At 46.4% G+C, this 11074-nt stretch carries 8 protein-coding genes and 1 tRNA gene; 5 read left to right on the top strand and 4 right to left on the bottom strand.

The genetic code is table 11. From position 1 onward, the window contains the following. The 3 genes from IT291_00680 to IT291_00670 all read right to left on the bottom strand — a co-directional run. Window positions 1-981: hypothetical protein (locus tag IT291_00680; protein MCC6219735.1), on the bottom strand; the 981-nt coding region annotated here is incomplete at its 3' end. A gap of 21 nt (window positions 982-1002) precedes the next feature. Continuing rightward, on the bottom strand, window positions 1003-1527 hold the full coding sequence (locus tag IT291_00675) for a hypothetical protein (protein ID MCC6219734.1): 525 nt from the start codon (window positions 1525-1527) through the stop codon (window positions 1003-1005). 85 nt (window positions 1528-1612) lie between these two features. Beyond that, window positions 1613-3136 carry an HlyC/CorC family transporter gene (locus IT291_00670; protein MCC6219733.1) on the bottom strand — a complete coding sequence of 508 codons (1524 nt, stop codon included), beginning with the start codon at window positions 3134-3136 and terminating at the stop codon, window positions 1613-1615. Between the two features lie 344 nt (window positions 3137-3480). Here IT291_00670 and IT291_00665 point away from each other — a divergent pair, with 344 nt between their 5' ends. From IT291_00665 to IT291_00645, 5 genes are all read left to right on the top strand, one after another. Further along, entirely contained in the window at window positions 3481-5694 is a 2214-nt protein-coding gene (locus tag IT291_00665; protein ID MCC6219732.1) for a 4Fe-4S dicluster domain-containing protein, read from the top strand. A gap of 94 nt (window positions 5695-5788) precedes the next feature. Continuing rightward, window positions 5789-6028, top strand: a complete 240-nt coding sequence (locus IT291_00660; GenBank protein MCC6219731.1) for a hypothetical protein — start codon at window positions 5789-5791, stop codon at window positions 6026-6028. 10 nt (window positions 6029-6038) lie between these two features. Then, window positions 6039-6950, top strand: a complete 912-nt coding sequence (rsgA, locus tag IT291_00655; protein ID MCC6219730.1) for a ribosome small subunit-dependent GTPase A — start codon at window positions 6039-6041, stop codon at window positions 6948-6950. A gap of 80 nt (window positions 6951-7030) precedes the next feature. Continuing rightward, window positions 7031-7117 (top strand) — tRNA-Ser (locus tag IT291_00650). Between the two features lie 205 nt (window positions 7118-7322). After that, window positions 7323-8033, top strand: coding sequence for a TerC family protein (locus IT291_00645; protein MCC6219729.1), 711 nt, complete (start codon window positions 7323-7325; stop codon window positions 8031-8033). Here the strand turns inward: IT291_00645 and IT291_00640 are convergent. Beyond that, window positions 8030-10909, bottom strand: a complete 2880-nt coding sequence (locus IT291_00640; protein ID MCC6219728.1) for a hypothetical protein — start codon at window positions 10907-10909, stop codon at window positions 8030-8032. The two genes, IT291_00645 and IT291_00640, sit on opposite strands and share 4 nt — an antisense overlap. Between the last annotated feature and the right edge of the window lie 165 nt (window positions 10910-11074).

The raw sequence follows: 11074 nt of genomic DNA, 5'->3' as shown, positions 1-11074 counted from the left end.
TCTACTTCCTATTTGAGCTAGGGAGTTAGCGTTGGAGAATGAAAAAAAAGTAAACTCGCCATTGGGCCACCTAGAGCGAAAAAAATCCGTATGTTCGCAGTGCACTAAATCAAAGGCATGAAAGCCGTAAGTCTCAACTAGAGTTGGGATGGCGAGCTGCCGATATGGTGTCTTATCAAGGCGTGTAGGTATTACTACTCCGCCGTTTTTTTCAACAATCTCTAAAAGCCTGCCGAACGAACCACTATAACAGTAATCCGAACGCCCATAAGCCTCTGGGGGAATTTTTAGCTCCTGCAACACATTGCAAATATCTTTTGAGTGAAGCTCCTCTGGGAACAAGGCCGTAATAAAAACCTCGCGACAGTTATTTAAAACACAGCGGAAATCTACTCCCGGTATTACAGTGAGAGGCACCTTATGCGCCGCATCTTTTACTAAGTCTACAAAGGACGCAGTGTAGTAATCAGTAACGGCGATAATCTCTAATCCCTTCACCTTGGATAAGCGCACCAACGCCTCGCCAGTCTCAATGCCACCTGTGGAAAAATAACCAACAGAAGCAGGCGAATGAATCCTAAGATCAACCGCAAATTTTCGCCCTTTCGTAGGCTCAGCTGCCATAAATTTGGACAACATCTTATTGGCGCCGGCCCTTCGCTTCCGAATATCTTCTTTGTTCCTACGGCTTACTTGCTGAAACGCCGCTAAAGCCCTTTCGTCTGGAGCGGAAATTACGCCAACTTGAGGCTTATCACCTACACTTGCCGTAGCACTCTCAACAGCGGGCCTGTTTCCGTCCTTTGGCGCTAAAACATTTGGAACATCTCTCGTGGCCTTTTGCCTATTGCGGGACTGAGTCGACTTAAGTTTAACATCTATAACTTTTTCTTTTTCGCTCTTCTTCTGGACTGGTGGTTTCTTGCCAGTCTTCCGAGCCGCTCGCGGAAGTTTTGTAGAGCCGCTTTGAATGTTAGCCATGGAGCAAATATTCCTTTTAACCTAAGAAGTCTCAACCTTTTCCGTAGTCTTTACATCACCCTCCGGCGCGGAACTACCCTCACTCGACGCTATAATCGGCTTAACTTCGGCCTCTATTTTTTTCTTTCCGCTATTGTTCTTTGCCGTCGCTCTTTCAATATCTACTACTACCGAAGCCAGTGCCTTTTTTACGAAGGCGCGCAAATCCGAGATCTGCAGGTCAACTCTATCGCTATCGTGCGAGATTTCGAGCACCTGAGACGAAACGCGATCCAACCTTACCGCAATACTAGCTAATTTACTCGTAAGCGCATCGAGTTTACTCTCCAAAACTCGAATATCGCTAGAAGTGGGTAAGCCCATCAACCTAACAATGGTGTTAACAGTAACCTCACGGTTTCGCACTACACTAGACGCGCTTGCTGGCGACGAACCCTCGGAACGCTCAGGCTGCACTTCTGAGCCAACATCGCCATCCACTAAAGACTCTGAGCTATCTCCATTTTTGTTCGACTCAAAAGGAGTTTCGCTATTTTCCTCATTCATTTGCGAGATATTATTAGCTTAGTCAATAAAAGTTACAAAGTGACACGTAACTAGGCGCATTAAAAGAGCCAAATGCTACTCTACTCTAGCGGCCAGTTGCTACCTTCTTCGCTTCTGATGTCGGTTCTGTGGCAAGAGATTCACCGCTTTCTTCCGCAGGCGAATCAGATACAAGGCGCTGTATGGCCACGCGCTCTACTCGATGGTTTTCTACCTTTTCTACGGTGATTACCGCCGCCCCAGGCTGAGAATTGTCCTCTGCGGGCTCCTTATCCTTAGGTTCTGCCTCCGCGAAAACCTCCTGCTCATGCCCATCGACATCGCTGCCATTCCCAACGACAATCGACCCATTGGGGTTTAGAATTATTCTATCCCCCTCGCTCGCAACACGGCCTAATTGAGTAAAGATGAATCCAGCAATAGTATCGTAATCACCCTCAGGAAGTCCGAGTTCGAATCGAGAGTTTAGATCCGCAACTAGCACACCGCCATCCACCACCACGACACCATCCTCCTCAACGATTACATCGGTCTCATCGGCGTCGGACTCGTCAAAAATATCTCCAAAAATCTCCTCAATCAGATCCTCTAGCGTTACCACACCATCGACGCCACCGTGCTCGTCTAGCACTATGGCGATATGCAGCTTCCTACCTTTAAACTCAGTAAGCAAACTATCAATGCGCTTAGTCCCCGGGATAAAGTAGCTTTCGCGCATAATTCTTTTGACGTCGAATTCCTTAACCTTATTATGCTTAATGCACTGAGAGACATAGGGAAGTATGTCCTTTATGAGTAAGACTCCTAAGACGTCATCGACTCGCTCGCCTACGACCGGAAACCGCGAATGCCCAGACTCATTCACTACTTCTATTACCTCCTCCAGCGTAGCGTCGGCAGAAACCGTTACTACGTCTGTTCGAGGCGTCATAACTTCGCGCGCTACAGTATCGGAAAAAGAAAACACTCCTTGAAGCATTTGCTCTTCATCTTTGTCCAACAACCCACCTGCTCCACTTTCAGAAATTAGCATCGCGAGTTCCGCCCCCGAATGAACCCGCTCCAAATCTGAAGGCGCAGTAACTCTTAACATTTTTAAAAATAAGCGTGCCGCGCCATTAAAGAAAAAAACAAGCGGCTTACATACCTGGCTAAACAGGAACATAGGCCACGCTAAGACTCTTAATGTGAGTTCTGGGTATTGGATGGCGACGGATTTAGCAGCAAGCTCACCAATGACAATGTGGAGAAACGTAATGACGATAAGAGCAAGGGCAGTTGCAACGCTATGAGACATCACAAACGCCGTAACCTCTCCTAGCCAGGAAAACATTCCTAAGAACAATCTCTGAAAAGTGTGTTCACCCCACCAACCTAAAACCAGGCTTGCAACGGTAATTCCCAACTGAACGGCAGATAAACTACCATCTAGGTCTTTAATAAGCTTAAGTGACTCTTTGACTCCGAATTTTGAAACCATCTCTGGGCTACGCAATTTTGTTTCGCGCGCCCTAACCATGGCAAACTCTACGGCCACGAAGAAGCCGTTAGCAAGAACCAGAGCAAAGACCAAAAGAATATTTGCAAGCCCAAAAATCGAATCGTTCATTTAAATATGTAGTTTAAGTGAGCTAACAGCAAAGAAAAAACTATACAAAAAAATAGAAGCGAAGCCACCTAAAACAACCTCGACCATCTGCTTAATAAAGTTTTTGGAAAAAAAACAACAAAACCGTAACGAACAGACGGGAAAGCTTTTATTCGGCCCAGATGCTGACTTATGATTGTAACTAATACTAGGAGGCTCATTCACCCGATAAGTATCTCCCGGAACACAACTATTTGTCAACCAACTTCTATTAAGGCATTAAAAACACGAGAGAAATTAGCAAGAACTAACAGCTCTATTTAGGCTTGATGGCGGGTCGTCAAAAAAGCGCTTTCCGAGAACTTGTGGTTGCTGATAATGCATATGACATGGAAGAGAGTTCGATTTACTTAGCTACGCGAGAAATACTCTGGAATATCCCCGCGGTTCCAGATGTTATTATAATGTACTTTTTAGCTGGCGTTTCGACGTTAGTATTTTTTTGGGGGATATGGCGTCGGCTTGAGCTTTGGGCTAGCGGTAGGGCCGATCGCAGTCGGCTAAAGTTCGTATTTAGGCGGCTTAAAAATGTCTTCGTCGACGTCGTTCTTCAGCGTCGCGTTAACCGAGATTCGGCAGCTCGAATATTTCACCTGCCAATGTATTTGGGGTTTATTGCTCTCTTTGTTACTACCGTCATAGTATTTTTTCACCATGACTTTAATTTCGACATTTATCGAGGGCCATTCTACCTAATCGTTACAGTATTTAGCGATGTGCTAGGCCTGGGACTGCTGTTTGGCGTACTAGTCGCCTTTCGACGGCGAATGATTGAAAAGCCCGACAGAATAGCAAGTGGAACTGCTGACTACTTTGTATTGCTCTTTCTTGCCCTGCTTTGCGTTCAAGGTTTCTCACTAGAGGCTTTGCGCATACATGCGACGAAGGACGCCTGGGCACTTTTTTCTCCTGTAGGATATTTAGTTAGTTTAATACTCTGGCCACTTTCCGAATCGACAATTAGGCTAATTCACTACCTTGTCTGGTGGTCACATACTGTTTGTGCATTGTCGTTTGTCGCTCTGATTCCCTACAGCAAACTCTCACACGTGATTTTTTCTAGTCTGAACTTGGCCTTTCAAAACCTAGAAAGACAAAAAGGTGAGCTTGCCTCACCCGGCGACATCGAAACTTTAATCGAAAAAAGTTTGGAAGGCGATGATGAGTTTCAGGTCGGCATTAAAGATATTAGCAATTTTTCATGGAAGCAGCTCCTAGATCTCGATGCCTGCACTGCCTGCGGGCGCTGCCAGGAAGTATGTCCGGCACATATATCGGGTAAACCTCTCTCGCCAAAAAACCTCATTTTAGACTGCCGCAACCACTTATTGTCTTTGCGCTCACTTGGCCAAGTGGGCGCAAAACGCGACATTTCGGGCACCTCTTTCGGCATTCGCCAAAAGCTTAACGCCGTAGATAGTTTTCTCATTAAGTCGCTAAGTCTCGATTCAGGCCGTTTTAATCAGCACGCCTCCGTCTCGCAAGCCATTTCTAAAGATGTAATGCATGAAGACGTTTTCTGGTCTTGCACAACTTGTAGAGCCTGCATGGAGGCTTGCCCAGTGGGGATTGAACACGTCGATTTAATTGTAGATGTTAGGCGCTCGATGGCTCTAATGGAGGCTAAGCTGCCAAGTGAAGCACAGGCCAGTTTTCGCGCTATTGAAACGAGAGGAAATCCCTTTGGCCCGAGTCACATTCGCACTGAGTGGACTAACGGTTTAGACGTGCCAATATTGGAAGCTGGAAGCGAGGTTGATTTGCTCTATTGGGTCGGATGCGTATCGGCCTTCGACAAGCGCAAGCAAAAAATTGCCCAAGCCATGGCAAAAATACTAAACGCAAGCGGGCTAAAATGGGGAATATTAGGAACCGCGGAATGTTGCACCGGCGACTCGGCTAGGCGTTTAGGAGAGGAAAATTTATTTCAGTCTCAGGCAAAAAAAAACATCGCAACAATAAAAGCATACAAATTCAAAATGCTCCTAGCGACCTGTCCTCATTGCTTTAATACGCTAAAGAACGAATACCCAAAAATTGATAGGTCCTTCTTGCCAAGAGAAACAATAGTATTGCACCACAGTCAGTTAATTAACGAGTTAATTCGTGACCAATTTATCTCGCTCTCTAAACCACTTGCTTCTAAAATCACCTATCACGATCCCTGCTATCTTGGGCGTTATAACGACACGTTTGATGAGCCACGCGCTATCTTGGAGCACGTCAGCGAGTTGCCGCTCCGCGAGATGCCTCGTTCGAGAGAAGGGGCGCTTTGCTGTGGCGCTGGCGGCGGACATTATTGGTTTGACATCAAGATAGGGAAGCGAATAAACGTTCTAAGGGCCGACGAAGCGCGTGCGACCGATGTTGATGTCGTAGCTACTGGATGCCCTTTTTGTATGCAAATGCTTGAAGATGGTGTAAAGTTAACGGGCACTGGCAGCGAGGAGAGGGACAAATCTAGCAACCTTTTGGTAAAAGACATTGCTGAACTCGTTGCCGAGCTCATAGAGGAATAACGCATATAGCAATACTGGCCGTGTAGGCGTACACGCCATTATAGGCAAGAGTTTTTCGCGCCTGCCTATGCGCCAGCACTTAGAATCGGTGAACATGTTTAATTTTCAGGCTTTTAGATTTGGCGTTTCTAATTCGGCGTGGCGTATTCCATTTAGCATAGGACTTTTTTTGGTCTTTCTTGGCGTCTTAATTATTGCCGTTCCCGAGTTGCTCGTTGCTATGCTGGCTACGGTAATTATTTTTTCTGGTTTTAGCTTAATCATTCTAGGATTGAGGCTTAGAAAAATCGAGAAAAAGCCGAGCTACAGCTTGTTCGATACTTTTGAGCAGTAGCTAAGCACCAATGCAGCAGGAAGAATGTCTCGTCATTTCTCGCACGCGTCGTTATGTTGAGCTTGTTACTAAGAATGGCGATATTTGCCTGGGTCGCGCTCTTAACAGCAAGTTAGATACCTGTGTCGGCGACAAAGTATTAGTTAGTCAAGAAGGCAGAGATAAAGTAGTCACTGAGATTCGCGAAAGGAAAAATTGCCTATCGCGCTCGTATTTGGGAAAGCAGAAGCAGCTCATAGCTAATCTTGACTTGTTAATAATTGTCTCCGCACCGGAACCTGCGCCAAATGCTGTTTTTATAGACCGAGTATTAGTAGCATCGACAAATGAGGGCATTGCACAAACCATTGCTGTAAACAAGAGCGATTTAACAGATGAGCTCGCTCGCGTACAAAACATTGCCAAAATCTACCAAGAATTGGGATACGAAATAAGCTTTTTAAGCGCCAAGAGTAATTTGGGCGTCGATGAGTTAAGAATGCGCCTAGAAAATCCCGAACTAGAGATAGTCGGGTTGGTGGGAATTTCTGGTGTCGGTAAGAGCACCATGCTAAATCGCCTGGTTCCAACGGCAGATGCAAAAACTCGAACTGTAAGCGAGAAGTCGGGCCAAGGCAAACAAACTACGACGCAGGCCTACGGCTATATAATGCCACGAAAATCTGCTGCCATGCCGCTAATCCTCGTCGATTTACCAGGCCTGCAAAATTTTGGAGTTTCGCACTTAAGTGCCTTAGAAGTCCGCAATGCGTTCTTGGAATTTTCGTCTTTCGAGCGGGACTGCCAATACGCAGACTGCTCGCATACAGTAGAACCTCAATGCGGGGTGCTAAATGCCCTTAGGGAAAAGCAAATTGCCGAAAGTCGCTATGCCTCTTACCTCAATATTTTGGAAGAATTAAAAGCATCTCGTCCATGGTAACCCGACACAGAACCTTTGCATGTTTTAGCGCAAAATAGTATACCGTTTTCCAGTCGATTGCTTCAACGTTTCTTTTTTTTGGAGGGGTGTCCGAGTGGTTGAAGGTGCTTGATTCGAAATCAAGTGTGCGTTAACCCGCACCGGGGGTTCGAATCCCCCCCCCTCCGTAGTTTTTAGCTTGAAGTTGGGTGGATTGGATGGTTCAGAGTTTCGTTCTGTGTTGAGTCTGGCATTGTAAATGGTAAGTTTCCACGCAGAGCATTAACGCTAGTTTTGGAGTGGTATCAGCAGCACAAAACAGAACTTCAAATCAACAACTATATCGGTCGTTATCACTTGCGCTGTAGGTGGCACTTTGCTAGTAGCCCGTTGATGGAAAATTTATTTGACCCAAATTTACTAGGAACTTTTGCCCTTTTGGTGGGCCTTGAACTAGTCCTGGGAATTGATAACATTCTGGTAATTTCTATTATAACCGGTCGTCTCCCAAGACAGGAACAAAGCATCGCTAGGATTTCGGGCTTAGGCCTAGCTCTACTATTGCGCGTTTCTATGCTTTTTGGCGTTACTTGGCTGCAAAAGATGAGTTCGCCCATACTTGCTTCTCTCTCCGTGCACGATTTGGTTTTGCTAGCAGGAGGCTTGTTTCTTCTTTACAAAGCGGCAAAGGAAATGCACCACGTGGTGGAGTTATCGAGCGATCCTGCTAATTCCGAAAAGATTGCACTTACCTTCTCGTCAGCAGTTACGCAAATTGTCGCCTTGGACGCAGTGTTTTCGCTCGATTCTGTAGTGACCGCCGTGGGACTTTCGGAAAATATGCTAGTGATTGTTGGGGCCGTAGTGGTTTCTTTTGCACTGGTATTGATATTTGCAAAACCTATTGCAAATTTTGTCCTAAGCAACCCCACACTAAAAATCCTCGCGCTAGCATTTCTTCTCTGTATTGGCGTGACTCTTTGCATGGAGGCATTTCACCACGAAATCCCCAAACCTTATCTCTATTTGCCAATGGCCTTTGCACTTGCCGTGGAATTAGTCCAGCTCCGCTACGACTACAACCGAAAACGGCGCGAAGTTTAGCGCACAATTCCACCTTGAACCAGGTTGTTAACTGTCTCTAGCTGGCGGATCTCCTCCTTCAGTGAGTAAACCGATATCGTCTTAGAGTTTAGCAACTTATCCAGTGGAAAGCTTAACGGCACATTGTAACTCAAAAGCACCTTTGTGTGATAAGAATCCTCGTCGTCGATTCTTATACTAAAACATCTCCCATCGGACTCCAAGCATTTTTCGGCGAAATGCGCCTGCGGAAACACAGCTCGAATTTCTCTAGCCCCCCTCTCAATGGCCGCCTTGTAATCCGTAGTCATAATAGTTTCACCCAACTGAACGTTCGTCTCGTTGCTAACAGAAGAGCAATAAAAGAACGTTCCGTCATCACAGGCAATCGGTCGCTCAGCACTGCGACCGAGATAAACCATCTTATCGCCATCCCGAGGAGTCGTCCTCTTGTTTGTTCGAGTAGGCGCACAACTGCCAAGCTCTAATTTTGGCTGCCCTCTAAACGCCCCCAAAAATTTCATCTTGCTCTGTAAGCCTTCCCCCTCAAACGCATACACAAATTCTCCTCCCTCGTTCTTCTCATTAGCCTCGGCAAATTGTTTAGCTGCAAACTCCCTTAACATCTCGTCAAGCCCAGAATACTTCCTATGCTCATCATGACATTCGGCATCTGCGATGCCATCGCGATTGAAATCATATACTGGTGGTTGAAGCACACTTCCCCAATAGATCTCGTAAACTGGCTCTATAAAAGGATAAACCGACGAGATACTAGCTTTAGTTACTCCCTTATCAACTACTCGAATATTTTCATCGAAATTTCGCAAATACTCCTCCCAAGAACCACCCTTCTTTCCACCCTCTGCCTTTACAGCCGCTATAAAATCCCTAGAATTTGGCTCCTCCCACTTGGGCAATATTTTGCGCTCAAACTGTCTAACCCAATGCTGCTCGTCTCTAAGCTCATTGTCACTAACTACTCGCAATGCCTCTCCCTCGATTGGGCGACCATTATACATCGGAATAGTCCAGCTATCCTCCCAGCGATCGTTTGTAATATCGCTCCAGTCAAACTCAATCTCATTCTCGGGAAACGATACCGCCTCCCTTGGAAGCCTGCTTTGTTTAATATTTAAGTCTCTCGCAACTCTCTGCCACTTCGCTCTAAGCTCAGAAATACCTCTGCATTCGTCGACCTCGCCCACCTCACCCATCGGGGCGTCCTGACAGGCATGAATTCTAGCCTGAGGCGCCGAAGCGCTGCAATTATCCGGAATCGAACCTACCTCAAGTTCTTTTCTCGTTTCTTCCCAACCACACACCTTTACATCAACACCCGCTATTAGCTTCGCGCGATTTAAATCCTTGGCTACCGCGACAAACTCCTCTGGCGAAGTTACAACCTTATTACTGGGATCAATATGCCAGGCATCTTCGCAAACTGCTGCACGGTACGAAACAAGAGGCTTTACCTCCGCAATCTCGATACTATCTGCCCCCCTTTCGCAAACCGCCGTAGTAATCACCCCCTCTCCATCTAAACGCCTAGTAACGCAGCTATCGACAGTTTCCCAAACCGCACTTAAACCACACTGCGCCGCCTCAATACATTCCGACTCGAGTTCCCCCGGCAGGTACACTTCCTCGCAATCCGCCTCAACAAATTCCGTCTTCTCGACAGGAAGATAATTGTCAAAAAACCAGGCGAAATTAACCCGCGCTAACAGCGGCGAGTAAGACTCATGGGCCTTTAAATAAGCCCTAACTATGGCCTTTCCACCGCGCGGCACTGCAATGTTATCGTGCGAAGTATCGCCGCCTGGACAAACTCCATCGCTATTTCCTCCATGCGCTCCCGCGGGACCTCTCGTCCACAAGTTATAGCCTTGCCATTCGTCCCCGTCGACAGCCTGTGAATAAACCCTTCCGCCCAAACATTCAGTCCTTAGCTTGTTTCCATTACCGTCATATACATCTACCCATAAACCAGCCCTGGAAAAGGCATCCTCATCGTCTCGTCCCCACTTAGCCGATGCCGTGCCATTTTTTGCCTTTATCTGCGCAAATACTTTTAAAGCCAAATACGCCGTATGCTGCCATGTCTTGCTGTCACCATCTCCACCTGCCAAGGCCGCAACATCGCAGTCGCTCCCATTGTTGTCGATACAAGAAATGTTTGGGGCAATTTCTGGAAGCAGAGGAATTTGAATAACATGCTGAATCTCTCTCACCTCTCCCGGAGAAAGGCTGATTTCATTAATTGGCTCATCCAATGAGCTATACAACGGCTCGCCCGTAAGCCAGGAAGACCAATGAGCAGATTCATTAGTTTCAAAGCCAGGAAAATGCCTTAAGAAAGAATGAGAAGGCCTGTAGTGAACGTCTCGCTTTTTAAAACGCACCTTATTATCATCGCCAGTCTTGGTAACATAGCGGCTATAAACCGGCCTAAATTCTTTTTCGGGCACAATGTAAGTATCGTACGCCACCTGCCGCTGCTGCCAGTGGGACTGGTAGCTAGCATACTGCGCGCTCCAGGTTCGTTGATTCATGGAGGCAGAATAATCCATCTCAGAAAGCCAAACCTCTGTTTCAGTCTCGCCGCCATCGCCAACGGCATACCCATACCAATCAAAAAGCGGTTTCTCTTGAGGAGTTTCCAAATACTCAACACAATCCGCATCAGTTGGTATCAGACAGCGCATGACGGCATTCGCCGCGGCATCCACGGTAGATTGCGCCGAAATATAAGAAGCTAAATTGAAATACAACGCCAAGAAACCCATGGCACCAAGACTTACCATGGCAAACATCAGCGAACTAACACCACATTCTCCACAAACAACGTCACCATGCCGAAGAAAAGACTTACTACAAGAAAACTGCTTTTTCACTGCTCGATACTACCCACTAAAACACTACTTAGATATAGGAGCCGACTATCATACCCTAACAACTCAATATCCGACTCCAGAGCCATTTATACCATTTGCAAAAAGAATTTTTGTAAATGGTATAAACAGGAAGTGCGTAAGCACTTGCCAATAAACAACATATAC

Source organism: Deltaproteobacteria bacterium, assembly GCA_020845775.1.
Taxonomy (GTDB): Bacteria; Bdellovibrionota_C; UBA2361; order SZUA-149; family JADLFC01; genus JADLFC01.
The sequence above is the reverse complement of the archived record's forward strand: the minus strand, read 5'-3'. Positions and strand labels throughout refer to the sequence as shown.

Excerpts from the sequence above, each read along its gene's own strand:
- IT291_00675 (MCC6219734.1), bottom strand. The coding sequence starts at position 1,527 with ATGAATGAGGAAAATAGCGAAACTCCTTTTGAGTCGAACAAAAATGGA.
- IT291_00670 (MCC6219733.1), bottom strand. The coding sequence starts at position 3,136 with ATGAACGATTCGATTTTTGGGCTTGCAAATATTCTTTTGGTCTTTGCT.
- IT291_00660 (MCC6219731.1), top strand. The coding sequence starts at position 5,789 with ATGTTTAATTTTCAGGCTTTTAGATTTGGCGTTTCTAATTCGGCGTGG.
- rsgA (MCC6219730.1), top strand. The coding sequence starts at position 6,039 with ATGCAGCAGGAAGAATGTCTCGTCATTTCTCGCACGCGTCGTTATGTT.
- IT291_00645 (MCC6219729.1), top strand. The coding sequence starts at position 7,323 with ATGGAAAATTTATTTGACCCAAATTTACTAGGAACTTTTGCCCTTTTG.